The following is a 23,789-nucleotide window of genomic DNA, read 5'->3' as shown; positions in this document are numbered from 1 at the left end:
CGATGAAAACCTTAGTATTATGTTTTAGCTTATTTTTCACCGTAATGCTGCCTGCTCAAGCGGCAGTGATGTTAATTTATCATCATGTCGCAACCGACACTCCACGCGTTACCAGTGTTACACCGGCCGAACTGCGCCAGCATTTACAACACCTTAAAGACAACCAATTTCAGGTCATTGGCCTGGATACATTAATTGCACAGTTGAAACAGGGTAAGGCTGTCGCCGACAATGCCGTTGTCATTACTTTTGATGACAGTTATGCCAATAATTTTACGACGGCACACCCGATTTTGCAGGAATTTGGTTACCCCTATACCATTTTTATTAGCCCGGGTAGTATTGATAAAGGCGATGGTCCGTTGCTTAGTTGGCAACAAGTTAAGCAAATGTCTGATGACGGCGTGCTAGTAGCAAACCATGCGATGTGGCATGAACATATGGCGCAGCCCGACGCAGGTGAAAGCAAATCACAATGGCTTGAGCGCATGCGTCAGAGCATACTTAGTGCGGAAGATAAAATTGAACACTACACCGGGCAACGCCACCAGTGGTTAGCCTACCCTTACGGTGAATACAGTGCAGCGTTAGAGCAGCTGGTTGAGGAACTTGGCTTTATTGGTATTGGTCAACAATCAGGTGCTATTGGTAGTACGACTGTTTTAACCCGCATTCCTCGTTATCCAGCCGCTGGGGTTTATGCCGACATAAAAAGTCTTGCTCAGAAACTGCGTACCTTGCCATTTCAGATTACGCACTATCATGGTGCTGACCCGGTGATCACCGCCAATCCGCCAACACTATCACTTACGTTAAAAGCGAATGATTTTGTTCGCAGCCAGCTGCAATGCTTTGCTGGCAGTGAAGTGCTTACGCCAGAGTGGTTAGACGACGATACTTTTACGGTTACGGCAAGCAAAGCGTTAGGCAAAGGCCGGGCGCGATACAATTGCACTGCGCCATCACTCAGTAAAAAAGGCTATTTTTATTGGTATTCCCAGCCCTGGCTTAACCCGCGTTAAGCTTGTTCAGCACTAACGGAAAATCTGCCAACAGCTGCTCAACATTAATCACTGGTAACTCTCCCACTTGCATTGGGGGTTTAAACATGGCAACCAGTTGGCCTTGCGGATTAATCAATACCACAGAGGCACTGTGGTCCACCAGGTAATCCTGCGACGTGCTGCTGCTAAGGGCATACATTAACCCCAATTGCCGAACAAATGGAAACAACTGGTCATGCCCTGCAGTCATCCCAAGCACACTGGCCTGTTCAAAGTAGCTTACATAGCGGTTCAGTTGTTCAATACTGTCGCGGTTCGGGTCAACTGAAATAAACCAGACCTTTAGCGGCTGTGACACCTGTTCAGCCAGCTTTGGTTGTGCACCCGCCAGTTTGGCCAAGGTTAATGGACATATATCCGGGCAAGAAGTATAACCCACAAACGCCAGCGTCCATTGGCCATAAAGTCGTTCACGATTAACCGTTTCGCCGTGATGATCGGTTAAATTAAAATCGGCTAAAGCTCTTGGCTGCGGGTAAACCAAGGCAAGTTTAGGCTCTGCGCTAACCTGCGACAGCTGATACAACATAACGCCAGCAATCAATGCCCCGGCGGCCAACAATAAGTAGGTTAAATTACGAAACATAAATCGGCGACACCTTAAAATAGTGGTCTACAAGCAACAACAAAAATAATACCATCAAGTGTGTTATTGAAAACTTAAAGGTTGCCATTGCAGTACTGTTATCAGCGTCAAATTTAAGCTTCCAGGCATACTGCATAAAACGCAAATTGAGCAAGGCGCTACCCACCAGATAAATTGCCCCGCTCATGCCAACTAAATAGGGCATTAAGCATACTAAAAAAAGCAATACGGTATATAAGCAAATTACACTCTTTGTAAATTCGATACCGTGCGTTACCGGTAACATAGGCATATTAACTTTGGCATAGTCATCACGTCGATGAATTGCCAACGCCCAAAAATGGGGTGGTGTCCAGGCGAAAATGATCATCACCAACAGCAGTGCGTGGCCATCAACACTACCGGTTATTGCGGTCCACCCCAGTAGTGGAGGCATGGCCCCTGCCAGGCCGCCAATAACAATATTTTGCGGCGTAGCACGTTTTAAAAACATGGTGTACACCACGGCATAGCCAAACAAACTGGCTAAGGTTAACCATGCGGTAAGTGCGTTAACCGTCAGATAAAGTAACACAAAACCAGTTAGTGCAAGGCTAAAGGCAAAAGTGATTGCCTGACTTGGGCTAATCCGACCTTTAGCAACGGGCCGGCTGTAAGTTCGCGCCATTTGCGCATCGATACGCTGGTCCACAACGTGATTCATTGCAGCCGCGGCAGCTGATAACAAGCCTATACCTATTGTTGCAGCAATTACCGTCAATAAATTAGGTAGTCCCGGCACAGCCAACATCATGCCAACCCATGCAGTGAGAACCAGTAAAGCAACGACTTTAGGCTTGGTCAGTTCAAGGTAATCGTGTAGGCGACTTACACCGGCTTTGCTTTTTATTATGACGGTCATAGCGTTTCCTTGCTTAACAGTGCGTTACTGCGATGTATTTGGACGTAAATTAGTACCAATAGCATAAGTAAATTTGCAGCAATAAAGTTATGCGCTACGGCATTGGCTAAAGGCAAATGTAACACCACATTCAGCACGCCCAAACTAAACTGAACTACCAGCAATGACGCAGCGGCTGCTGTTAACCGTTTCATCGTTGTACTGGTAGCGCGTCGCCAAAGTTTTACTAAAAAAACTGACAACACCAGCACGGTAATGACAGCACCGAGTCGATGAAATACATGCACCGTCTGACGCGCTTCTGCAGACATCACGCCATACTCATAATCATCGTGCCCCAGATGTAAGTCGAATGCCTCACTGACATTGAGCCGATCTATCCAACCGGCTTCACACACTGGTAAATCAATACAAGCTAATGCAGCATAATTTGCCGCGGTCCAACCACCCAGTGCAATTTGGCCGACCAATACCATCACAGCCAGCGCAGCCAAAGGTTTTAAACTTCGAAGTTCAGGCTCTTGTACCTGATGCTGCGGATGCAATGTTAGCCAGTGTACGGCTAACAAACAGAGCAATGAAAAACCACCGAGCAAATGCCCCATTACCACCAAGGGCAATAAGTTTAATGTAACGGTCCACATGCCCAGCGCAGCCTGAAAAACCACTAACGCCAATAGTATACCCGGCAACATTTTTGGGCTTTGCCGGCGAAACAAGGCGCTAAAAAAAATAGCGGCGATTAGCAAGCCCAAACTACCGGCGAAATAACGATGGATCATTTCATTCCAGGCTTTGTGTGGTTCTAGCGGGCGCTCCGGAAACGCTTGCTGCGCCGCTTCTATGTGATGCTCCTGATGCGGTACTTTTAAAAAACCGTAACAACCGGGCCAATCCGGGCAGCCTAAACCCGCATCGGTTAACCGCGTATAAGCGCCCAATAAAATCACACCCATAGTCAGGAAAATGGCGATGGTAGCCAGCCATTGTTGTTTCTTCATACTTTGGTCCGGTCATAATTAAGCAATTTGAGTAAATCCTGACGTATGGCTTTGGCAGTACTGGCCATATCTGCTTCTTCTGGCATGGCATAACTCAGCAACACCAAGCCTTGCTGGTCAATAAGTAAAATGCGATCTTGCAGTGTGGCAGGTACAGTTTGCGCTGCAGCGAGGAGGGTAAAGCTATTAAATTCTTCCGGCAGCGACGCATCACTTAATAAAACCGGCTGCACATGTTCTTGCTTACGCCCTAAGCCGACATAGAGTTGCTGCACGGTATAAAGTGCTTGCTGACAACGCTCCGAGCATTCGCTGGCTGGCGCTACCGCAAGACGCCAATGCGCTTTTTCCTGGCTTGCAGCGAGTAAAAACACCTCTTCTTGCTGCCACGCCCCTTTGCTGGACGACCCTCCGTTATACCAGCCCATCTCGAGCACGAGCTTGGCTGCCAGTAACGGCAAGCCGCAACAAAGTATAAATAACAGCAGAAATTTTTTCTTATTCATTATTTGCTTTCCCATGATGACTGGCAGCAAGTGCGACACCAATAACGGCTACTGCCAGTAAAAACCATTGCAATGCATAGCCTCTATGCTTTTCGGGCGGCAGAACAACGGGTTGATAGTGTGGTAGAAAATCTGAAGTTTGTTGTTGATATAACAAGGCAGGATACAACGCCAGGCCGCTAATACCCGACAATTCTGCAAAACTAACCTGCTGAATACGCATTGGCCAGGCACCGTCATTTTCAGCATTTTGCCCCAGTAACAGTAAACCGTCGGGCTGAGTGCGTAGCAGGCCATCAAGCTTTAACGACACAGGGATTTGTAATTGCGGTAAAGTATCACGCCGGTCTGTAGCCGCCAGCCACCCCAGATTCACCAGCAGTGGCTGGCTAAGTCCTTCAGCCTGAACCGGCACAACGACATCGTACCCCACTCTGCCATTAACAATTTGGTTATCTAACAACCAAATAAAAGGCGCTAACCAGCGGCCCTGTGCTTGAAATGGTGCACCATCAATATCGGTTTCTGAAAGTTGATTTAACTGCGCGCCCCGCAATGCACCGTTACTTTGCAACTGCGCCAGTCTTTGCAACTGCTGCGTTTTTTCTTCGGCGCGGCTTAGCTGCCACCATGACAAGTTGATTAAAATAGCAAAAGCAGTCAAAGTGATTACAACCCAAAGCAGGTTAAAGGCAAAAATCTGCTTAGCCAGCTTAATGCGCATAACACTTATCCCGGAGAGCTCTGTCAATGTGGCTTAAACTTGTCATCATAGCGCTACTACTTTTTATTGTATTTAACCTGATACGTGCAGGAGTGGTGATGTTAAAAGCACCTGATCCCAGCGTAAAAATGTCACAGTTTCTTGGTAGACGGGTATTGTTCTCCGCTATAGTACTGATCATTATTTTTATCGCCTTGGCGCTGGGGCTCATACAACAGAACCCCAGACCGTATTAACGCGTTACAGTACGTAGACAAAAAAGTACAAACATAGCCAAACAACATCAACAAAATGCCAATACCAGGCCGCAGCTTGAAAGGCAAAATGTTTCTCTGGCGTAAAGTGGCCTTTTAACACACGAAAGAACACAAACAGTAAAATTATGGCTCCCAACGTCACATGCATGCCGTGAAATCCGGTTAGCAAAAAGAAGGTATTGCCATAAAAACCCGATGCCAGTGTTAAGCCCAAATCCCGATAGGCATGGATATACTCATACACTTGTAAGCTGAGAAAAGTTGCACCTAACAATAAGGTTACCAGTAACATTAACTTCAGTTGACCACGCTTGTTTTGCTCTAAACCAGTGTGAGCAAAATGCAGTGTAATAGACGAAATGACCAGTATCGCCGTATTAATTAGTGGTAATCCTGTTGCTGGCATCGCTTGCGTCTCAATGCCGCCAGGTGTTTTCAGCAACGGCCACATAGCATCAAAACCAGGCCATAGCAGTTGAAATGTCATGGCGTTATTGCTGCCACCACTTAACCAGTCCAGTGCAATGACACGGCCATAAAACAACGCACCAAAAAACGCCATAAAGAACATCACTTCAGACAAAATAAACCAACTCATGCCTTGGCGAAAAGAGCGGTCCATCTGTGCACTGTATAAGCCACTCATGGATTCATCAATAACGTTTTTAAACCAGCCAAACAGCATAATAATTAATACAACAAAGCCTGCTGCCAGCATGTAGCCGCCAAAACCAGGTTGTTGCTTTGTTACTTCATTGACAAAGTTTCCTGCACCAAAAGCAATTAAAAACAACGCCACGGCACCGACAATAGGCCATGGGCTTTGGGCGGGAACATAATATTTTTCATAGGTTTTATTCATGTTATTCCCCAAGTTGGGTCGACTCAGCGGTGCTTTCAGTCCAGCCATTCGTCACGTCATACAAGGTGTACGACAACGTAATAGTAGAAAACTGACTGGGTAGCGCTGGGTCAACATAAAACTGTAACGGCATTAGCATGTTTTTACCGGCATCCAACTTCTGCTGGGTGAAGCAAAAACACTCAATTTTGTGGAAGTATAATGCAGCCTGACCAGGAGAAACCGATGGCACAGCCTGACCCACAATAAAGCGTCCGGTAGGGTTTTCTGCCAAGTAATTCATAATATGAATTTCTCCGGGATGCACCGTCATACGACGCACTTCTGGCTCAAAAATCCACGGCATCTGTTTGTTGGGTCGGGCGATAAACTCAATCACCACTTCGCGGCTAATATCAATCTGCGCAGCGTCAGCGGTGGCCGCAGTTGTCGCGGTTTTACCGTTTAAACCCGTCAGGTCGCAAAACACGTCATACAACGGCACCAAAGCAAAACCAAACCCAAACATGGCCAATGCAATGACGGCTAATTTTACGGTTAAAGGCTGATGTTTCAGTGCCATTGTTTGCTCCTACTTCACGTGTGGCGGCGTCTCAAAAGTATGATATGGCGCCGGTGACGGCACTTCCCATTCCAAACCTTCGGCACCTTCCCAAACTTGCGCTGTCGCTTTCTCTCCACCTCGTGCACATTTCACCACTAGCCAGACAAAAAGCAGCTGTGACGCGCCGAATAGGAAACCACCGATGCTAATAAAGGCGTTAAAGTCAGCAAATTGCAGCGCGTAATCAGGGATCCGGCGCGGCATACCTGCCAACCCAACAAAGTGCATAGGGAAGAACAACAAGTTAACGGAAATAAGCGAGCACCAAAAATGCCACTGGCCCAGCTTTTCATCGTACATAAAGCCGGTCCATTTCGGTAACCAGTAATAGGCCGCCGCAATAATGGAGAACACCGCACCTGTTACTAACACATAGTGGAAATGCGCTACCACGAAGTAAGTATCATGGTATTGGAAGTCGGCCGGTGTTATCGCCAACATCAAGCCAGAAAAGCCACCGATGGTAAACAGCACAATAAAGGCCAGCGCAAACATCATCGGCACTTCAAACGTCATAGCACCGCGCCACATTGTCGCCACCCAGTTAAATACTTTAACCCCGGTCGGCACCGCAATTAACATGGTGCAATACATAAAGAACAAGGCCCCGGCAACTGGCATACCAGTGGTAAACATATGGTGCGCCCATACCAGAAACGACAATATCGCGATACTGGATGTGGCATAAACCATGGAGGCATAACCAAACAGGGGTTTACGCGCAAAGGTGGGGACTATACTCGACACGATACCGAAGGCTGGCAATATCATGATATACACTTCAGGGTGACCAAAGAACCAGAAAATATGCTGGAACAATACCGGGTCGCCACCACCGGCGGCGTCAAAGAAGCTAGTGCCAAAATATTTGTCGGTCAATACCATTGTTACTGCACCGGCTAATACCGGCATAACCATAATCAGCAAAAACGCGGTAATTAACCAAGTCCATACAAACAGTGGCATTTTCATCCAGGTCATGCCTGGTGCCCGTAAGTTGAAAATGGTAACGATAACGTTGATCGCTCCCATGATGGACGATATACCCATTATATGCACAGAGAAAACAAATAATGCGGTACTGTCTCCACTATAGGTTGTTGATAACGGTGCATAGAATGTCCAACCGAACGCCGGACCACCGCCTGGCATAAACAGCGAAATTAATAGAATTAAAAACGCAAATGGCAGGATCCAGAAGCTCCAGTTATTCATCCTGGGTAGCGCCATATCCGGCGCGCCAATCATCATCGGTATCATCCAGTTGGCTAAGCCGGTAAAGGCAGGCATTACCGCGCCAAATACCATAATCAGGCCATGCACTGTGGTCATCTGGTTAAAGAAGTTCGGCTCAACGAACTGCATACCCGGCTGGAATAACTCAGCCCGGATCACCATTGCCATGGCGCCACCAATAAAAAACATGATTAGCGCAAACACCAGGTACATGGTACCGATGTCTTTGTGGTTAGTGGTATACAACCAGCGCTTTATGCCGCTGGGTTTATGGTCATGATGCTCGTGATCATGTTCATGATCTGTCACTGCTGCGCTCATCCGTTATTCCCCTTTACCTTGCATGACAGCGTAGACGTCTGCAGCCTGCACTAATTCGCCAGTATTGTTACCCCAGGCATTGCGCTCGTAGGTAATTACCGCGGCAATTTCTTTTAAACTTAATTGCTTGGCGTAAGCTTGCATGGCTGTACCTGTTTTACCGTTCAGCACAATATTAATATGCCCCGGGATATCAGTTAACGCCATGCTACTGCCTTTAAGCGCAGGGAAAATACCCGGTAAACCTTCGCCATTCGGCTGATGGCAGGCTGCACAATATGCAGTGTAGGTGCGCTCACCAACATCCATCAACTCATCCATTCCCATGTTCATGGCAAGCAATTCTTGTTCTTCCGCTTTAGCTTTGGCTATGCGCTCAGCCTCACCATTCACCCAGGTGTCAAAGTCTGCAGGGCTTTTCGCAATAACCACCACAGGCATATAACCATGGTCTTTGCCACAAAGCTCAGCACACTGGCCGCGATAGATACCGGGTTCATCTACCCGGGTCCATGCTTCATTGATAAAACCCGGATTAGCATCTTTTTTGACGGCAAAAGCAGGTACCCACCAAGAATGGATAACATCATCAGAGGTCATCAAAAAACGTACTTTTTTACCGGTGGGAATAACGAGCGGACGGTCTACTTCCAGCAAATAATTTTCGCCTTTAGCGAGCTTATTGACAATTTGCTCCTTTGGCGTTGCTAAGAGTGAGTAATATTCGACATCGTGTTCTAAATATTTGTAATGCCATTTCCATTGTGAACCGGTAATAACCACGGTGACGTCTGCTTGCGTAGTGTCTTCCATAGCAATAAGGGTTTTAGTAGCCGGAATGGCCATAATAATTAGAATTAATACCGGTATAGCAGTCCAGAGTATTTCTACTTTGGTGCTTTCGTGGAATTGGGCTGGCTGCACACCTCGCGCTTTTCGATGGCGAACGATAGACCAAAACATGATCCCGAACACCACTGCACCAATAACACAACAAATCAGAAAAATGGTCATGTGCAGGTCGTAAACTTGCCGACTAATTTCTGTTACCCCTTTGGTCATATTAAGGGGCATATCTGTTGCATTAGCTGTTGCAGCTAAAAGCAGGGTTGGCAGCGACCAACGAAGACTACGCGTTTTCGTCACTGGACTTCTCCTCTGTCATTTTGCAAAGCAAACTGCAGAAACTAAGTACACAGTACTACACGGCTCTTACTCACCCACACCGAACCCATGTCTGAAGTTTCATCAGTTTATTATTGTTATTATCGGTTTCGGGGCTAGCGCTGAAACCGGAACTGATTCTATTGTTATTTTTTAATCAGTAACAGCCTAAGAATTATCCAAATCGCAATCAGTGTAAACCCCTAAATAACAAAAGCACCGGCAAACCTTAGTGGTCGTACCAGCGCTTATGGCAAAATAACTTATTGAGGTTAGTACAAATTACAACCAACTTCCATTACGAATCACGCCTACAGCCAAACCTTCAATGGCAAAATGCTGCGCGCTGAGATCAACCTTAATCACATCGAAATCTTTATTTTCCGGATGCAACAACACTGTACTGCCGTCTCGCTGAAAACGTTTAACAGTTACATCTTCGTCTACCCGGGCCACAATCACCTGTCCGGGTTCAGCCTGCTGCGTTTTGTGTACCGCAAGTAAATCACCATCCAAGATACCAATATCCTGCATGCTCATGCCCTGCACGCGCAGCAGAAAATCAGCATGCGGTTTAAATAAATGCGCATCCACCTGGTAATGTTCCTGTACGTGTTCAGCTGCAAGAATAGGTTGTCCAGCAGCAACCTTACCAATAAGTGGCAGCCCTAGCTGCACGGGCTCATCCATTTCTACCAGCCGGATACCACGTGAGGTACCCGGCATCATTTCTATAACGCCTTTTTTAGCCAACGCTTTTAGGTGCTCCTCTGCAGCGTTTGCCGATTTAAAACCTAATTGCTGTGCTATTTCTGCTCGTGTAGGTGGCATACCGCTATCTTGCTGGTAATCTTTTATCAATTGCAAAATTTCTGCCTGTCGTGGCGTCAGTGGTCTCATAGTGCTGTTTACCTGTACAGTGAATACTGTGAGTATATACAGGCGTATTACAATTGCAAGTTTCTGTGTTGCGGCACAATTTTCTACTTGGCACGGCCATGTTATGCTATATCACAGTATTTAACTCTGGATGAGATGGCTATGTTCCGGCCGGTAAAATTGTTTGCAGCCTTATTAAAATGGCCGATGTGGCCACTGTTGAAGTATAAAACAGTCCCTGAGCAACCCATTACTGAGCTGGCACTGTCTACAAGCCGCCCTTTGTTTTATGTTTGCACGACCGAATCTGCCGCTGACTTAGCAGCTATCCGCCGTATTTGTCATAAACTGGATCTGCCTGATCCCGCCGACGACGTCAGTCTTAATGGCACAAGTCACCCCCGTACCTTATTTTTAGAGAAGCCCCACACCCTAGTGTTTACACGCGGTAAAACAACTGCCTTGGCACAAGGGCAAGCATTACTGCAAGCTCACCTTGATGACCCTGACTTAAACGCACAACTTGTGCCAGTATCGTTGTTGTGGGGCAGAGCACCCGGCAAAGAAAACAGCATAAAATGGTTACTCGGCGAAGCACACGCGCCAAACTGGCTTGCTAAACTGCTGATAGTGTTAATTTCAGGGCGCCACTCGCTGGTGCGTTTTAGCCGAGCAGTATCATTACAGCAGATGGCTGCGCAATATGGGGCTGCAGAGCAAACAGCACATAAACTGTTGCGTATGTCACGTTTCCATTTTTATCGTCAACGCTTAGCGGCTACCGGCCCCAAAATGGTTAACCGTGCGCAGCTATTTAACGCGTTATTGGCCGCCCCCGCGTTAAAAAAAGCGGTTGAAGATGAAGCCAAAGCAAAACGTATTCCACGCTCAGCAGCAAGACAGCAAGCACGTAAACTGTTGTTGGAAATTGCCGCAGATTATCGCGCATCCACACTTCGAGTGGGTGATAGAGTGCTGCGCTGGCTGTGGAACAAGCTCTATACCGGCATCAAAATTAATAATGCCGACATGTTGCGTGATTTAGCCCAGAAGGGACATGAAATTGTTTATGTCCCCTGCCATCGTAGCCACATGGACTATCTGTTACTGAGTTATGTCATTTATCAGCAAGGTCTGGCACCACCGCACATTGCTGCCGGTATCAACCTGAACTTTTGGCCTGCTGGGCCCATTTTTCGCCGTGGTGGCGCGTTTTTTATTCGTCGGAGTTTTAGCGGAAATAAGCTTTATTCAGCGGTATTTCGTGAATATTTGTGCCAATTATTCAGTAAAGGCCACTCAATAAAATATTATACCGAAGGCGGCCGCAGTCGAACTGGGCGCTTACTTCAGCCTAAAACTGGCATGCTGGCGATGACGTTACAATCCATGCTGCGTGGTATTGAACGCCCTGTGACGCTTGTCCCCGTTTATCTTGGTTATGAGCATGTAATGGAGGTGAACACTTACTTACGTGAATTAAAAGGTTCGGGTAAGCAAAAAGAGTCCGTTTGGGGCGTCGTTAAAGCCATTCGTAATTTGCGCGATTATGGCTATGGTTATGTCAACTTTGGTGAACCCATCACATTAAATAGTTATCTGACTCAACACGTACCCCATTGGAAGCAGGATGTTCATCCACTGGAAGTACAAAAACCACAGTGGTTGAACCCCACTGTTGCTATCTTGGCCGAAAGCCTGATGCAGCGTATTAACCAGGCTGCAGCACTTAACAGCATTAACCTTATCGCATTATGTTTATTAGCAACGGAGAAACATACGCTAACCCGTGCGGAACTGGCACAACAAATCAAGTACTACTTATCACTGCAACGCGAAGCACCTTATCACCAGCAAATGACATTGCCGGAGGAAAGCGCGGAGCAGTTAATTGATCATGCAATATCACTAGATAAGGTACAGCAACACAACGATAGTTTCGGACAACTGATTAGTTTGACCGATGACAACGCCATTTTAATGAGCTATTACCGTAATAATGTGCTGCATTTGTTTATCTTACCGGCCATTATTGCCAGTGCCGTTTTGCATCGTAGAGAAATAAATCAGCAGCAACTATTATCCATAGTGCAGCAACTGCTACCTTTGCTGCAGCAAGAATTGTTTTTATCCTTAGCAGATGTCGATACCTATTGCAGCGCTGTGTTGCAACATTTGGTTGAAGCTAATCTGGTAGAGCAGCATGCTGAAAGCTATAGGGCCCCAACTCAGCATAGCAACGGCTACTTTATGTTAAGCATGCTTGCACATAATGCTGAGCATACATTGCAACGCTACGCCATGGTACTGCAGCTCATCGAAAGCCAGGGAGCGCAAAGCCGTACAGTATTAGAGAAACACTGTCATGAGTTAGCACAACGTTTACTCAACCTGCACGGCATTACTGCACCGGAATATTACGACAAGCAACTGTTCGCTACCCTGGTAAACGCGTTAAAAGACGGCGGTTTTACCCGTAACGACGAGCAAAACAGGGTTGTTGCTACTGCGCAGTTACCGGCTCTGAATACCACCGTTAGCATGCTGCTACGCAATGATGTGTTGCAGAGTATTCACAGCATCGTCCCTACCAGCGTATCTTAGCGGCTGGTAGGATACGAGCGAATAACCCCTTCCTGAATGGTAGACGCCACTAAGGTGCCGGCCCGGTTGTAAAACTGGCCGCGCACCAACCCCCTACCACCTGAAGCACTGGGGCTGTCTACCGCATAGAGCAACCAATCATCGAAACGAAAATCCTGATGAAACCACATGGCATGATCGATAGTTGCAACCTGCATATTCGGCGCCATAAAAGATTTACCATGTGGCTGCAATGCTGTAGGTAAAAAATTAAAATCAGAGGCATAAGCCAGCAAATATTTATGCACCCGCAAATCATCTGGCATAGCGCCATTGGCTTTAAACCAGACATAACGTTTTGCTGGGCTAATCTGTGCTTTAAACGGGTTTTGAAAATCAACCGGACGCATTTCTATAGGTTTTTCACAAATAAATTTACTGCGTAAACTTTCGGGTATTAGCTGAGCATGCTGTTGATAAAACTCTAGATCGGACACCAGATCTTCCGGTTGTGGTAATTGCGGCATCACATCCTGATGCTCAAAGCCGCTTTCTTCAGCCTGAAACGACGCCGTCAAATAAAAAATGGGCTTACCGTACTGAATGGCACTAACCCGACGCGTACTAAAACTCTTGCCATCACGAATATTTTCGACTTCGTAAACTATGGCCTTTGCCGCATCTCCTGGTCGCAAAAAATAGGAGTGAAAAGAATGCACCTTACGATCTTCAGCCATGGTTTCTTTCGCGGCAGACAGCGCCTGTCCCATAACCTGCCCACCAAAAACCGCTTTAAAACCCAAATCCTGACTTTGGCCACGGTACAACCCTTGCTCAATGGTTTCCAGCTTTAATAATGACAGTAAATTCTGTAATACCTGACTCATTGCCGTCCCTTTGTATTCCGTTTGCTTAAAGTATAGTGATATTCTGCCGCAAACTTGGGAGATCAGCAAAGATGGCTTATTGGTTATTTAAAACAGAACCGTCAGAATGCAGCATTGATGATTTCGTTAAAGCGCCGGATAAACCTATCGTTTGGGAGGGCGTGCGTAACTATCAAGCTCGCAATATGCTGCGTGATAAAGTACAGCACGATGATTTGGTATTCATCTATCACTCAAGCTGCAAAATAATTGGCATCGCAGGTATTGCACGCGTAGTTGCCTCTGCTTATGCTGACCCAAGCCAATTTGATAACACAAGTGTTTATTTTGATGGAAAATCTTCACCTGATGTGCCGCGCTGGGTCGCTGTTGACGTAATCTTTGTTGAAAAATTTCCTCACATCATTTCGCTGGACAAACTAAAAAGCTCAGCTAAGCTGAATGAGCTGCCTGCTGTTCAAAAAGGCAGCAGACTGTCTGTTATGCCGGTAACACCTGAGCAGTGGCAAACGATTTTACAGCTAGGTTAAGCGGTATACCTGATTGAGCCTGAAACATGTGATCCGAGATGGTTGGAGCCAATTATGTCAAACGAAAGGCGCCAGATGGATAAGGATGTACACTTTTTCTGGGACGATCTGAATCTGGCACAAAAATTTTCTGTTGCAGAATTACAGCGCTATGGTTACGACTTGCTGTTTGTAAGACACATTGCTGATTGCAGTGTTGCTGTTCTTGCATCTGGCAATAAAATGGCCGCCATTGATATGGAAGGCCAAATTGATGTTGAGCCAAATATTGTTCTCAGGCATTAATAGCAGCTTCCAGGTTGCTAACTTTTGCCGGAACTTGCTCTAATGCCAGAGAAACAACTACGGAACAAAGCTGTAAGTGTGAGGTCACACTGTTAGTGTTCCATAGTGTTGTTAATCTGGCGTGTTTTTGCATCATATACTCAAGTTGGCTTGCGCTAACAATACTTTGCCGACGTATTTGCGTAGCCATTGCCTGTTGCGGAGTTAAACCTTTACTACAATATTCTTTTACCACTACAGGCAAACTACTACATAGCAATTTGCATACTTGCAGTTCGTGTGCAGACAACATAGAGTTTACGGTGACATGCCCCAGCTTTTGCTCTAACACACTCTTTTGTTGTTCAGCCAGCTGATAGGTAGCCTGCTGCAATTTTAATATCTCTTGCTCACGAGCAGCCAGCTTAGTCTTTAGCCCTCGATTGGTTTTACCGACCTGCTCTACATGCCATAGCAGGTACAACATAACGACCATTATCACACCGAATAATGCCATCCAGATCATACTTCGTCTGTTCCCTGCTTGCTGCTGACTCGGGGCCTATGCCGCCGTATTATTTGTACCGGTATTATTCTACCTGTTGTTGCTCAGTAATGTAACGTCTTACTTGCTGTTCCAGTTGAACCAACGGCAAGCTACCATTACTAAGTAATACATCATGAAACTCTCTGATATCGAAGCGGTTGCCCAGAGCCTGTTCGGTTTCTACTCTTAAGCGCTTTATTGTAATTTCGCCCAATTTATATGAAAGCGCCTGCCCAGGCCAGCTGATATAGCGGTCGATTTCAGTGGTCACGTTGTGCATTGACAACGCGGTGTTACTGGCAAGAAAATCTATCGCTTGCTGCCTGCTCCAACCCATACTGTGCATACCCGTGTCTACCACAAGCCTTGCTGCGCGCCACATTTCATACGTCAGGCGACCAAAATTACTGTAAGGGTCTTGGTAAAAGCCCATTTCCATGCCCAAATATTCAGCATATAAGCCCCAACCTTCGCCAAAAGCCGAAGTGTAAAAACTGCGGCGATACTCAGGTAATTCGTTTTGCTCGCGCGCCAGCGCAATCTGTAAATGATGCCCCGGTACAGCTTCATGTAATGTCAGTGCTTCCATTTCATACAGAGGTCGCCGGTCAAGACGGTAAGTGTTGACCCAATAAAACCCGGCCTGATCGTCACGTGATGGCCCAGAGTATCGGCCAGTGGTGTACTTAGGTGCAATTTCTGCAGGAACAGGAACAACACCATAGGGCGTGCGCGGTAAGGTTTTAAATAATTTTGGCAATTCCGCGTCAGCTTTTTTTGCTAAAAAAGCGGCATAACGCATCAGCTCTTCCGGCGTTTTTGCGTAAAACTGCGGGTCGGTACGCAAAAATTGAATAAAGTCAGCAAAACTGCCATTAAATCCCGCTTGCTGAATCACTTGTTGCATCTCTTGTCGAATACGCTTCACTTCATTAAGGCCAATTTCATGGACCTGAGCTGGCGTCAATTGCAACGTGGTGTAATGCTGCAGCCTGTTTTGATAAAAGTCGGCCCCCTGGGGCAACGCGCTGGCGGCAATAGTATCGCGCGCGCCTGGCTGATATTCGTTAACCATAAAATGATAGTAAGCTTGATACGCCGGGTTCACTGCGGTACGAATTTGCATTGCCGCTTCATCAGCTAGCTGCTGCCATTCTGTGTCATTGATATAACTGGGCTGTGAACTAAACGGTTGATAAAAAACACTCTCAGTGGGCTCAGCGACAACATAAGACAATATACTCTTTTCAAATCCGGCTAAAACCGCCTTGGGCTGTGTTATTCCAGTCGCTAGCCCTTGTTTCATCAGGTTGGTTTGCTGTTGCATATATCGGGGGATAGCAGCCAACTTTTGGATATAAGCCTGATAGTCTTTCACGCTGCGAAATACCGTATACTTTGGCATAAACCCCAGGTCGGTATGAAAACCAGACTCAGCTGTCAGCGGCATTAAGTGGGCGCCAAAGCGATACTCATCAATTTCATTCGCCAGACGGTAAACTAAAATGGCATGGTTAATCTGGTTTTGTTCCGTTAAAACGCTAACATCAATCTGCTGCAGGCGCTTATACCAGGCGAGGCGTTGCTGTTGTCGCTGTAAAAGTGCCTCGGGCAACATATCAATTAATTGACCCGATTCCGCTTGATTAAGCTGTTTTTCAGCCCGCCAGAGTTGTTCAGTAAACGCAGTAAAACTGGTATCAGTATGCTGTAGGTAACTAGCGCAACCACTAAAAACAAAGCTGCTTATGATGATCAATAACGCTTTTGAACTCAGAGTGGTGTTCATTATAATTATTTCCACGATATAAAGACTGATCGATTGTAACGACTTTGTTTGCAGAATAAAGACCGCTCAGCGGAAAGTTGCCGTCTTTGGTCGAATTAAAACAGCGAAGCCGTTGTCGCTTATAAAGCCAGCAGTTTGTTGCTATTTTCTGCACATTGATCAACTCTAGATGCGCAGTAGTTGCCAGCAGATTATATTCGCGTACTATTGAGCTGGCTTTTTATTTTTTAACATTTGCCCGACAACATGCCAAATAACACCTCTAACCGGATTTACATGTGATCTTATGAAGTATCAGGATTCACTACAACAAGCCAGCGACAAGGCAGCACAGGTTAAGTTATTTTTACACCGAGCTGGTTTAGCAGCGCACCCGGTAAATTATGCTGTTTGCTATGAATACATTAGTGGCAATAATGCTCAGCTGTGTCAAATAATTGAGCAAAAACTTGCTGCTAAAGCGCCGCTAGATGATTTTGTTATGGCGGATCTGTATAGCCGTTTTATGGCAGAGGATAACGCCCAGCAGCAACTTATGCTGCAGGATGCTGCCGGCATGGTTAGCCGCATAGCGGGATATACAGACGTTGCAGCAGAACAACTTGACGATTACCTGCAACAGCTGGACGACAGTATGCTGCGTCTTGAACAAGTCAGTAATGACAGCGTTGTCCTGACAGTGGTTAATCAGCTACATCAAACAACAGCTGATTTCAAACGCGACCAACAACAATTACACCAACAATTACTGCTTGCCAATCAACAAAGCCATCAATTACGCCATGAACTGGAACAGCTCAAGCAGCAACGCTTGCTTGACCCTCTTACCGGTTTATATAATCGTGCGGCCATGCAGAACCAGCTTGACGTTTGGTTTAGTGAAGAACCCAATCGTCGTATCGCCGCCATCGTTGTTAACCTGGATCATTTCAGTCGTTTTAATCAGCAATATGGCAATACAATTGGTGATGTTATCTTAGCTAAAGTTGCCCGAAAAGTTAGCAGCTATGTGCAAAACAGTGGCCTGCCTGTACGTTCTGGTGGTGAAGAGTTCCTTATTCTTTTGCCTGATGTCGACCTGCGTAGTGCCAGTGAGATTGCTGAACAAGTCCGCCGTGGCGTTGAAAAACTTCGCTTTGTTTCGTCACGCAGCAAACAAACCTTACCGAAAGTAACGATTTCGCTCGGCGTATCTTTATACCAACAATCAGAAAACTGGTACCAGTTTCTTGGCCGCACTGCAGAAGTCCTGCTGCTGGCGAAACAACGTGGCCGTAATCAGGTCGCCAGTGAAGCGATGTTGGCCACTTAACACACACATAAAAGACAATAGATAAGTTGGACTCTGCGCGGTTATCTTTTACACTAGCCGCATTAATTTGCCGACAGGTTTGCAGCATGACAGATCACAATTCAAATACTACGCACTTTGGCTACAAAACAGTTGCTGCCGAACAAAAAGTGTCTATGGTAGCCGATGTCTTTCATTCCGTTTCCGCCAAGTACGATCTGATGAATGATTTGATGTCACTTGGTATTCACCGCTTATGGAAACGCTTTACTATCGATTGCAGTGGAGTGCGTTCAGGCCAAAAAGTACTTGATCTTGCAGGGGGTACTGGTGACATAACCGCTTTGTTTTCAAAACGGGTTGGAACAACGGGCAAAGTCGTACTGGCAGATATTAACGCATCCATGCTCAACGTTGGCCGAGATAAGCTTCGCGATTTAGGCTTGGTTGGTAACATTGAGTATGTTCAAGCCAATGCTGAAGCTCTACCCTTCGCGGACAACAGCTTTGACATTGTCAGTATAGGTTTTGGCTTACGTAACGTCACTGATAAAGATGCCGCATTGCGTTCAATTTTTCGGGTGTTAAAACCAGGTGGCCGACTGCTGGTGTTAGAGTTTTCCAAACCAGAACAAGCATGGTTGAGCAAAGTATACGATTTATATTCTTTTAAACTGTTGCCCGCCATGGGACAGTTGGTTGCCAACGATAAAGAAAGTTACCAGTACCTTGCCGAGTCTATCCGCATGCACCCCAATCAGGAAACGCTGAAGGCTATGATGCAGGAGGCTGGCTTTGCTGAAGTCAGTTATCACAATCTGACCGGTGGCATTGTCGCCTTACATCGGGGTTACAAATTCTAATGCTGCCTTTGCTGCCTCAGCTTGTTTGTGCCTTAGCGGAGAAAGCCATCGTTAAGCTTATTGCTATGGATCCTCAAGCGATGCCCCGGTTGTCTCGTATCGCCGGAAAACAGCTATCATTTCGGTTACGTGAATGGCCCATAACACTGGTGCTAAGCGCGACAGCCGAGGCTATTTTATTTAACCAGCATGATGAAAGCGTTGATTGCGCTATTCAAACCGATATCGCCAGCTTGCGCTTACTGCGCGATCCAAGCCAGCTTACGCGTTTAATTAAAGCAGACGCCCTACAAATTGATGGCGATATTCAGGTTGCCCAACAATTTAGCAGTTTCTTTGCTCAACTTAACCCAGACTGGCAAGAAGCACTGTCAGGCTATATTGGTGATGGTGCAGCACATAAACTCGCACTGAGCCTGAAACAACTGCAGCATTATATTAGTGCCAAAAGTAGTGCTGTGCAGCAGATGAGTATTGAGTTAGCGCAAGATGAGCTTAAATTAAGCCCGGTACCAGTTGAGATGGCCGAGTTTAGCGACGCAGTGAGTAAACTATCTGCCCGCGTTGACGTACTGCAGCAGCAGTTGCAAAAGTTTCAGGAGTCATAGTGCGTATCGGCCGCTTTTACCACATTCAAAAAACATTGTTACAGTTTGGTCTGGACGAACTTATTCCGTCTCAATGGCAACCCTGGTACGCCAAGTTATTTCGCCGTAGCTTATTCTGGCTGCGAAACCGCTATCCAGAACACCCTGTTGGTGTAAGGTTGCGGCTGGCATTACAAAGCCTCGGCCCGGTCTGGGTTAAATTTGGCCAAATGCTGTCAACACGTCGAGACTTGTTCCCGTCACATTTGGCTGATGAACTCGCAAAGTTACAAGACAAAGTCCCCCCGTTTGATGGTGCGCAAGCACAACGTTTAATCGAACAAGCGCTTGATTTGAAAAACATCTCCGATTTTTTTATCGATTTTGAACAAACCCCGTTGGCTTCGGCCTCCATCGCTCAGGTACACACAGCCAGATTGATGCAAGACGATGGCAGCTTGGCAGATGTTGTTATAAAAGTAATTCGGCCAAATATTAAACAGCAAATTCTTGCTGATTTAGCTCTAATGGACACTTTAGCGGATGCAGCAACCCGGTTCTTACCTGATGGCAAGCGTTTAAGGCCCCGCGAGGTGGTATCCGAATATCGTAGAACCATTCTGGACGAGCTGGATTTAAAGCGCGAAGCAGCCAACGCTATTCAATTACGCCGTAATTTCGACGGTTCTGACTCACTGTATATTCCTTTTGTTTATAGTGATTATAGCCGGGCGAATGTGATGGTTATGGAACGCATCTATGGTATTCCTGTGTCAGATATTGCCGCGTTAGAGGCGCAAGGCACAGATATGGAACTGCTGGCCAAACGCGGTGTTGAAGTGTTTTTTACACAGGTATTTCGTGATAGTTTTTTTCATGCTGACATGCATCCGGGCAATATTTTTGTTTCACGCGAGACGCCAACTAACCCCAAATATATCGGTATTGATTGTGGTATTGTCGGCACGTTAAATGCCGAAGATAAGCGCTACTTAGCTGAGAACTTTGTTGCCTTTTTCAACCGCGACTACAAAAAAGTCGCCCAACTGCACATAGATTCAGGCTGGGTGCCAGCTCATACCAAAGTGGAAGAGTTCGAGAGCGCTATTCGTACCGTGTGCGAACCCATATTCCAAAAACCGCTGGCAGAAATTTCCTTTGGAAACGTACTGCTAAATCTGTTTAACACCGCACGTCGCTTTGATATGCAGGTACAGCCACAATTGGTTCTGCTACAAAAAACCTTACTGTACATTGAAGGCTTAGGCCGTCAGCTATACCCGCAACTGGATTTATGGAAGACGGCAAAACCTTTCCTAGAAAACTGGGTTAAACAGCAAGTTGGTTTGCCTGCCATCTGGCGTCAGGTAAAAGATAACTTACCTTTTTGGGCAGAAAAAATGCCGCAGATGCCAAACCTACTGCACCAGTATCTTGAGCAAGGACCAAAGCAGCAGCATCAACTGTTGCAACAACTGCAACATCTGGCACAACAGCAACATAAGACCAGAACCCAAATTGTTGCGGCAACCTTTGCAGCAGCAAGCTTAATAAGTGCTAGTATGTTGCTTTGCTTTGGTCATAATGCTGTTGCGGCCGCATTAGCCTTATTAAGCATCGGGCTCGCATTTAAAGCTTGGCGCTGAACCAGCTGATAATATCACTGTCACAATAACGACATACACTGATGACTCTGAAATCGTGATGTATTATTAAAGAGGATTAACCATGTTCGGCAATATCAGTATTTGGCAATTACTCATTGTATTAGCAATTATCGTGTTGTTATTTGGCACTAAAAAACTGCGTGGCATTGGCACTGATCTTGGCTCTGCAATTAAGGGCTTTCGCAGCTCAATAAAAGATGAGCCGCAGGAAGATGATGAACTCCCCGCTGCACAGTTGTCAGAAAAGGCAAAAGCCGACGCCGAAAAAACCACTGCCAATCAGTCAGCAGCAAAAGACAAAGTGTAAATGGGTTTCTGGGAACTGATTGTTATCGGTGTTGTAGCCCTGTTGGTTCTGGGCCCGGAACGCCTACCCGGCGCTATTCGATCCGTGCATAAAACCGTGCGTAGTGTTAAACAATTTGGCCAGCAGATGCAGGCAGAACTTAACGCAGATTTACGAGCCCATGAACTTCACCAAAAGCTTAAAGATGCCGAAGCCAAAGGACTGTTAAATCTGACAGATCAAGAACAGGCTGCGTTGACAGAGTTGAAGCAGGCTGCAGCTGACGTCAATACCCCTATTATTAGCAGTGAAAAAAAACATGAGCCAGAACGCTAATCCCGACAGCCTGCTTGGCCACCTTATTGAACTTCGAAACCGGCTACTACGTTGCGTTGTTGCAGTAATTGTGGTGTTTGCCGCGTTGGCGGCTTTTGCTCAGGATATATATCATCTTTTGGCAAAACCTTTAATTGCGGTACTGCCTGAAAACAGCAGTATGATTGCAACCGACGTTGCAGCGCCGTTTTTTGCTCCCTTTAAACTCACATTTATCGTTGCGATTTGTTTTGCCATTCCCTATATTTTGCTGCAAGTGTGGCAGTTTATTGCGCCCGCTCTTTACAGCAGAGAGAAAAAGTTAATGGCTCCGCTCGTCATTAGCAGCACTCTATTGTTTTACAGTGGTATCGCGTTTGCTTATTTTGTCGTGTTTCCAATTATTTTCGGTTTCTTTACCAGTGTCGCGCCCGAGGGCGTTACCGTTGCTACCGATATCAGCAACTACCTTGATTTTGTCCTTAAGCTGTTTTTTGCTTTTGGTTTGTCATTTGAGATACCCGTTGCCATTTTGCTAATGGTATGGACCGGCGTTAGCACACGCGAAGGCTTGGCTGAAAAACGCCCTTATATCGTCGTAGGCGCCTTTATTTTAGGCATGCTGTTAACGCCACCTGATGTCTTGTCACAGACCTTATTGGCCGTGCCCATGTGGTTGCTTTTCGAGCTTGGTCTGGCGCTAAGCCGCTTTTACCAACCCCGTTCTATAGAAGAATCAGAAGATCAGGAACAGAAGCTATGAAACCGTTTTATGCTATTTGCTTTGTTATTTCCAGCCTACAGGTTAGCGCAGCTTCGCCGGTAGAGCAGGCCCTTGAGCTGTGTCGGGCTGAACAAAATTCATTGCGCCGTCTAACATGTTACGACGCGATTAATACCGACATTAACCCAAGCACGTCGACCAGCGCAGTTGTGATATCAAAGCCTGCTGTTCAGGAAGCAATTGCGGTTGAGGACGTTACAACTGCGGAGGCTTCAGTAGAGAGTAAGTTTGGTTTAGAGCACAAAGTAATTGACGATGAAGTGGCAGACAAACTCAGCGTCACCGTTAGTTCGGTTAGCTACAGCCCACGAAAAGAACTTATTGTAACCTTTGATAATGGTCAGCGCTGGCGCCAAATTGGCACTGAGCATTACAGTATCGCTGTTGGCGAACAGCACTATGTTAAACGCGGTGTTCTCAATTCATTTTTATTAGGCAATAATAACAACAACCGTTCTATAAAAGTCAAACGCGATAAATAATATGCTGACCTGGTGCGATATTGGCGTTAACATTTTTAGTAGTCAGTTCGATACCGATAGACAAGCTGTAATAAAGCGTGCCGCCAATGCAGGTGTTCGCCAGCTGATTCTTATTGGCAGTGATATCGCAGAAAGCCAGCTGAATATCAGCTTTTGTCAGCAAAATACCGGCTGTTATACCACCGCAGGTGTGCACCCACATCAGGCTGCTAATGTGAAAAGCGGTTGGCTTGATGACCTGACACTGATGCTAACTAAGCCAAATGTTATCGCTGTAGGCGAGTGCGGGCTTGATTTTAACCGTGATTTCTCACCACGCCCGGTACAGCAGCAGGTATTTGCCGAGCAGCTACAGCTCGCCGTATGTACCAATAAGCCGGTGTACTTGCATGAGCGCGATGCGTTTGATACTCAACTGGCTATGTTAAAAGAACAGCCGAAAATAACGGGCGTTGCACACTGTTTCACTGGGGACTCGGTCCAATTAAAAGCCTGGCTCGATCTTGGCTTATATATCGGCATTACAGGCTGGTTATGTGATGAACGCCGCGGCGACGTCTTGCGCCACGCATTACAGTATATTCCTTTAGATCGTTTGCTTTTGGAAACGGATGCCCCTTATTTGCTCCCTAGGAATTTGACACCAAAACCAGCCAGCAGATGCAATGAACCGGCTTTTCTTGTGCATATTGCCAACACCGTAGCAACACTGCGCCAACTGGAACTAAGCGATATTGCTAGAATTACAGTGGCTAATAGCAAGGAGTTGTTTAAGCTAAACAACTCGCTATTGGCAGTGGAGGCATAAT

27 protein-coding genes are annotated in these 23,789 nt (G+C 46.3%); 14 read left to right on the top strand and 13 right to left on the bottom strand.

Translation table 11 applies throughout. The annotated features are described in order from the left end of the window. Positions 1–2 precede the first annotated feature (2 nt). A complete protein-coding gene (locus tag ORJ00_RS05880) occupies positions 3–1,022 on the top strand; it encodes a polysaccharide deacetylase family protein (protein ID WP_027671180.1) in 1,020 nt (339 codons plus the stop codon). Here the strand turns inward: ORJ00_RS05880 and ORJ00_RS05875 are convergent. The 5 genes from ORJ00_RS05875 to ORJ00_RS05855 are packed head-to-tail and all read right to left on the bottom strand — an operon-like array spanning position 1,009 to position 4,782. After that, entirely contained in the window at positions 1,009–1,650 is a 642-nt protein-coding gene (locus ORJ00_RS05875) for an SCO family protein (RefSeq protein ID WP_305976294.1), read from the bottom strand. The genes ORJ00_RS05880 and ORJ00_RS05875 overlap by 14 nt on opposite strands. Beyond that, positions 1,640–2,551 (bottom strand): heme o synthase, encoded by a 912-nt coding sequence (gene cyoE / locus ORJ00_RS05870; RefSeq protein WP_027671182.1) that lies wholly within the window; start codon positions 2,549–2,551, stop codon positions 1,640–1,642. Before cyoE ends, ORJ00_RS05875 begins: the two co-directional genes overlap by 11 nt. Next, positions 2,548–3,552 carry a COX15/CtaA family protein gene (locus tag ORJ00_RS05865; RefSeq protein ID WP_305976292.1) on the bottom strand — a complete coding sequence of 335 codons (1,005 nt, stop codon included), beginning with the start codon at positions 3,550–3,552 and terminating at the stop codon, positions 2,548–2,550. Before ORJ00_RS05865 ends, cyoE begins: the two co-directional genes overlap by 4 nt. Continuing rightward, the gene (locus ORJ00_RS05860; protein ID WP_027671184.1) at positions 3,549–4,058 is read right to left on the bottom strand and encodes a redox-active disulfide-containing membrane protein; all 510 of its coding nucleotides are present in this window, start codon (positions 4,056–4,058) and stop codon (positions 3,549–3,551) included. Before ORJ00_RS05860 ends, ORJ00_RS05865 begins: the two co-directional genes overlap by 4 nt. Beyond that, the gene (locus tag ORJ00_RS05855) at positions 4,051–4,782 is read right to left on the bottom strand and encodes an SURF1 family protein (RefSeq protein WP_305976290.1); all 732 of its coding nucleotides are present in this window, start codon (positions 4,780–4,782) and stop codon (positions 4,051–4,053) included. The genes ORJ00_RS05860 and ORJ00_RS05855 overlap by 8 nt, the downstream gene beginning before the upstream one ends. 26 nt (positions 4,783–4,808) lie before the next feature. On the opposite strand from ORJ00_RS05855, the gene ORJ00_RS05850 reads away from it, so the two are divergent. Continuing rightward, entirely contained in the window at positions 4,809–5,018 is a 210-nt protein-coding gene (locus ORJ00_RS05850) for a DUF2909 domain-containing protein (RefSeq protein ID WP_027671186.1), read from the top strand. Positions 5,019–5,022: 4 nt separating this feature from the next. Here the strand turns inward: ORJ00_RS05850 and ORJ00_RS05845 are convergent, their stop codons facing one another. The 5 genes from ORJ00_RS05845 to lexA form a co-directional block, all read right to left on the bottom strand. Next, a complete protein-coding gene (locus tag ORJ00_RS05845) occupies positions 5,023–5,901 on the bottom strand; it encodes a cytochrome c oxidase subunit 3 (RefSeq protein ID WP_027671187.1) in 879 nt (292 codons plus the stop codon). A 1-nt stretch (position 5,902) separates the two neighbouring features. Continuing rightward, on the bottom strand, positions 5,903–6,463 hold the full coding sequence (locus ORJ00_RS05840) for a cytochrome c oxidase assembly protein (protein ID WP_027671188.1): 561 nt from the start codon (positions 6,461–6,463) through the stop codon (positions 5,903–5,905). A 9-nt stretch (positions 6,464–6,472) separates the two neighbouring features. Further along, positions 6,473–8,062: a cytochrome c oxidase subunit I gene (ctaD, locus tag ORJ00_RS05835; RefSeq protein ID WP_027671189.1), complete on the bottom strand. Its 1,590-nt coding sequence runs from the start codon at positions 8,060–8,062 to the stop codon at positions 6,473–6,475. Between the two features lie 3 nt (positions 8,063–8,065). Further along, positions 8,066–9,208, bottom strand: coding sequence for a cytochrome c oxidase subunit II (coxB, locus tag ORJ00_RS05830; protein ID WP_370300558.1), 1,143 nt, complete (start codon positions 9,206–9,208; stop codon positions 8,066–8,068). Positions 9,209–9,508: 300 nt separating this feature from the next. After that, entirely contained in the window at positions 9,509–10,126 is a 618-nt protein-coding gene (gene lexA, locus ORJ00_RS05825) for a transcriptional repressor LexA (protein WP_306139275.1), read from the bottom strand. Between the two features lie 141 nt (positions 10,127–10,267). On the opposite strand from lexA, the gene plsB reads away from it, so the two are divergent. Beyond that, positions 10,268–12,709 (top strand): glycerol-3-phosphate 1-O-acyltransferase PlsB, encoded by a 2,442-nt coding sequence (gene plsB / locus ORJ00_RS05820; RefSeq protein ID WP_306139274.1) that lies wholly within the window; start codon positions 10,268–10,270, stop codon positions 12,707–12,709. On the opposite strand, the gene tesB is transcribed toward plsB, so the two are convergent. Beyond that, entirely contained in the window at positions 12,706–13,575 is an 870-nt protein-coding gene (gene tesB / locus ORJ00_RS05815; protein ID WP_027671193.1) for an acyl-CoA thioesterase II, read from the bottom strand. The genes plsB and tesB overlap by 4 nt on opposite strands. Positions 13,576–13,646: 71 nt before the next feature. Between tesB and ORJ00_RS05810 the strand changes: the two genes are divergently transcribed. Both ORJ00_RS05810 and ORJ00_RS05805 read left to right on the top strand, forming a co-directional pair. Next, positions 13,647–14,105 (top strand): EVE domain-containing protein, encoded by a 459-nt coding sequence (locus ORJ00_RS05810; RefSeq protein ID WP_305976284.1) that lies wholly within the window; start codon positions 13,647–13,649, stop codon positions 14,103–14,105. A gap of 54 nt (positions 14,106–14,159) precedes the next feature. Further along, positions 14,160–14,390, top strand: coding sequence for a hypothetical protein (locus ORJ00_RS05805; protein ID WP_305976282.1), 231 nt, complete (start codon positions 14,160–14,162; stop codon positions 14,388–14,390). Here ORJ00_RS05805 and ORJ00_RS05800 read toward each other — a convergent pair. Together ORJ00_RS05800 and ORJ00_RS05795 are read right to left on the bottom strand one after the other, a co-directional pair. After that, positions 14,380–14,895, bottom strand: a complete 516-nt coding sequence (locus tag ORJ00_RS05800) for a hypothetical protein (protein ID WP_305976280.1) — start codon at positions 14,893–14,895, stop codon at positions 14,380–14,382. The genes ORJ00_RS05805 and ORJ00_RS05800 overlap by 11 nt on opposite strands. 64 nt (positions 14,896–14,959) lie before the next feature. Beyond that, entirely contained in the window at positions 14,960–16,705 is a 1,746-nt protein-coding gene (locus ORJ00_RS05795; RefSeq protein ID WP_305976278.1) for a DUF885 domain-containing protein, read from the bottom strand. A gap of 286 nt (positions 16,706–16,991) precedes the next feature. Between ORJ00_RS05795 and ORJ00_RS05790 the strand changes: the two genes are divergently transcribed. From ORJ00_RS05790 to ORJ00_RS05750, 9 genes are all read left to right on the top strand, one after another. Beyond that, positions 16,992–18,017, top strand: coding sequence for a GGDEF domain-containing protein (locus ORJ00_RS05790; RefSeq protein WP_305976276.1), 1,026 nt, complete (start codon positions 16,992–16,994; stop codon positions 18,015–18,017). 86 nt (positions 18,018–18,103) lie between these two features. Continuing rightward, positions 18,104–18,859: a bifunctional demethylmenaquinone methyltransferase/2-methoxy-6-polyprenyl-1,4-benzoquinol methylase UbiE gene (gene ubiE / locus ORJ00_RS05785; protein WP_306139273.1), complete on the top strand. Its 756-nt coding sequence runs from the start codon at positions 18,104–18,106 to the stop codon at positions 18,857–18,859. Further along, the gene (locus ORJ00_RS05780) at positions 18,859–19,467 is read left to right on the top strand and encodes a ubiquinone biosynthesis accessory factor UbiJ (RefSeq protein WP_306139272.1); all 609 of its coding nucleotides are present in this window, start codon (positions 18,859–18,861) and stop codon (positions 19,465–19,467) included. Before ubiE ends, ORJ00_RS05780 begins: the two co-directional genes overlap by 1 nt. Beyond that, a complete protein-coding gene (gene ubiB, locus ORJ00_RS05775; RefSeq protein ID WP_027671201.1) occupies positions 19,467–21,092 on the top strand; it encodes a ubiquinone biosynthesis regulatory protein kinase UbiB in 1,626 nt (541 codons plus the stop codon). The genes ORJ00_RS05780 and ubiB overlap by 1 nt, the downstream gene beginning before the upstream one ends. A gap of 82 nt (positions 21,093–21,174) precedes the next feature. Then, a complete protein-coding gene (locus tag ORJ00_RS05770) occupies positions 21,175–21,420 on the top strand; it encodes a Sec-independent protein translocase subunit TatA (protein ID WP_027671202.1) in 246 nt (81 codons plus the stop codon). Then, entirely contained in the window at positions 21,421–21,735 is a 315-nt protein-coding gene (gene tatB, locus ORJ00_RS05765; RefSeq protein WP_027671203.1) for a Sec-independent protein translocase protein TatB, read from the top strand. It begins immediately after the preceding gene. Beyond that, complete coding sequence (tatC, locus tag ORJ00_RS05760; protein ID WP_027671204.1) at positions 21,719–22,477, top strand: twin-arginine translocase subunit TatC; 759 nt, start codon at positions 21,719–21,721, stop codon at positions 22,475–22,477. The genes tatB and tatC overlap by 17 nt, the downstream gene beginning before the upstream one ends. Then, complete coding sequence (locus ORJ00_RS05755) at positions 22,474–22,980, top strand: hypothetical protein (protein WP_305976270.1); 507 nt, start codon at positions 22,474–22,476, stop codon at positions 22,978–22,980. Before tatC ends, ORJ00_RS05755 begins: the two co-directional genes overlap by 4 nt. A 1-nt stretch (position 22,981) precedes the next feature. After that, positions 22,982–23,788: a TatD family hydrolase gene (locus tag ORJ00_RS05750; protein ID WP_027671206.1), complete on the top strand. Its 807-nt coding sequence runs from the start codon at positions 22,982–22,984 to the stop codon at positions 23,786–23,788. Position 23,789: the final 1 nt, after the last annotated feature.

The organism is Rheinheimera baltica, assembly GCF_030731985.1.
Lineage (GTDB): Bacteria > Pseudomonadota > Gammaproteobacteria > Enterobacterales > Alteromonadaceae > Alishewanella > Alishewanella baltica.
This window is presented reverse-complemented; position numbering and strand designations above follow the sequence as displayed.

What these genes read in the sequence shown, in the direction of transcription:
- ubiE (WP_306139273.1), top strand. Translation starts at nt 18,104, where the DNA reads ATGACAGATCACAATTCAAATACTACGCACTTTGGCTACAAAACAGTT.
- ORJ00_RS05845 (WP_027671187.1), bottom strand. Translation starts at nt 5,901, where the DNA reads ATGAATAAAACCTATGAAAAATATTATGTTCCCGCCCAAAGCCCATGG.
- ORJ00_RS05850 (WP_027671186.1), top strand. Translation starts at nt 4,809, where the DNA reads ATGTGGCTTAAACTTGTCATCATAGCGCTACTACTTTTTATTGTATTT.
- tatB (WP_027671203.1), top strand. Translation starts at nt 21,421, where the DNA reads ATGGGTTTCTGGGAACTGATTGTTATCGGTGTTGTAGCCCTGTTGGTT.
- ORJ00_RS05800 (WP_305976280.1), bottom strand. Translation starts at nt 14,895, where the DNA reads ATGATCTGGATGGCATTATTCGGTGTGATAATGGTCGTTATGTTGTAC.
- ORJ00_RS05880 (WP_027671180.1), top strand. Translation starts at nt 3, where the DNA reads ATGAAAACCTTAGTATTATGTTTTAGCTTATTTTTCACCGTAATGCTG.
- ctaD (WP_027671189.1), bottom strand. Translation starts at nt 8,062, where the DNA reads ATGAGCGCAGCAGTGACAGATCATGAACATGATCACGAGCATCATGAC.
- ORJ00_RS05795 (WP_305976278.1), bottom strand. Translation starts at nt 16,705, where the DNA reads ATGAACACCACTCTGAGTTCAAAAGCGTTATTGATCATCATAAGCAGC.
- tatC (WP_027671204.1), top strand. Translation starts at nt 21,719, where the DNA reads ATGAGCCAGAACGCTAATCCCGACAGCCTGCTTGGCCACCTTATTGAA.
- ORJ00_RS05865 (WP_305976292.1), bottom strand. Translation starts at nt 3,552, where the DNA reads ATGAAGAAACAACAATGGCTGGCTACCATCGCCATTTTCCTGACTATG.
- cyoE (WP_027671182.1), bottom strand. Translation starts at nt 2,551, where the DNA reads ATGACCGTCATAATAAAAAGCAAAGCCGGTGTAAGTCGCCTACACGAT.
- tesB (WP_027671193.1), bottom strand. Translation starts at nt 13,575, where the DNA reads ATGAGTCAGGTATTACAGAATTTACTGTCATTATTAAAGCTGGAAACC.
- ORJ00_RS05860 (WP_027671184.1), bottom strand. Translation starts at nt 4,058, where the DNA reads ATGAATAAGAAAAAATTTCTGCTGTTATTTATACTTTGTTGCGGCTTG.
- ORJ00_RS05810 (WP_305976284.1), top strand. Translation starts at nt 13,647, where the DNA reads ATGGCTTATTGGTTATTTAAAACAGAACCGTCAGAATGCAGCATTGAT.
- ORJ00_RS05755 (WP_305976270.1), top strand. Translation starts at nt 22,474, where the DNA reads ATGAAACCGTTTTATGCTATTTGCTTTGTTATTTCCAGCCTACAGGTT.
- ORJ00_RS05750 (WP_027671206.1), top strand. Translation starts at nt 22,982, where the DNA reads ATGCTGACCTGGTGCGATATTGGCGTTAACATTTTTAGTAGTCAGTTC.
- ORJ00_RS05780 (WP_306139272.1), top strand. Translation starts at nt 18,859, where the DNA reads ATGCTGCCTTTGCTGCCTCAGCTTGTTTGTGCCTTAGCGGAGAAAGCC.
- ORJ00_RS05805 (WP_305976282.1), top strand. Translation starts at nt 14,160, where the DNA reads ATGTCAAACGAAAGGCGCCAGATGGATAAGGATGTACACTTTTTCTGG.
- ORJ00_RS05840 (WP_027671188.1), bottom strand. Translation starts at nt 6,463, where the DNA reads ATGGCACTGAAACATCAGCCTTTAACCGTAAAATTAGCCGTCATTGCA.
- ORJ00_RS05855 (WP_305976290.1), bottom strand. Translation starts at nt 4,782, where the DNA reads ATGCGCATTAAGCTGGCTAAGCAGATTTTTGCCTTTAACCTGCTTTGG.
- plsB (WP_306139274.1), top strand. Translation starts at nt 10,268, where the DNA reads ATGTTCCGGCCGGTAAAATTGTTTGCAGCCTTATTAAAATGGCCGATG.
- ORJ00_RS05875 (WP_305976294.1), bottom strand. Translation starts at nt 1,650, where the DNA reads ATGTTTCGTAATTTAACCTACTTATTGTTGGCCGCCGGGGCATTGATT.
- ORJ00_RS05770 (WP_027671202.1), top strand. Translation starts at nt 21,175, where the DNA reads ATGTTCGGCAATATCAGTATTTGGCAATTACTCATTGTATTAGCAATT.
- lexA (WP_306139275.1), bottom strand. Translation starts at nt 10,126, where the DNA reads ATGAGACCACTGACGCCACGACAGGCAGAAATTTTGCAATTGATAAAA.
- ORJ00_RS05790 (WP_305976276.1), top strand. Translation starts at nt 16,992, where the DNA reads ATGAAGTATCAGGATTCACTACAACAAGCCAGCGACAAGGCAGCACAG.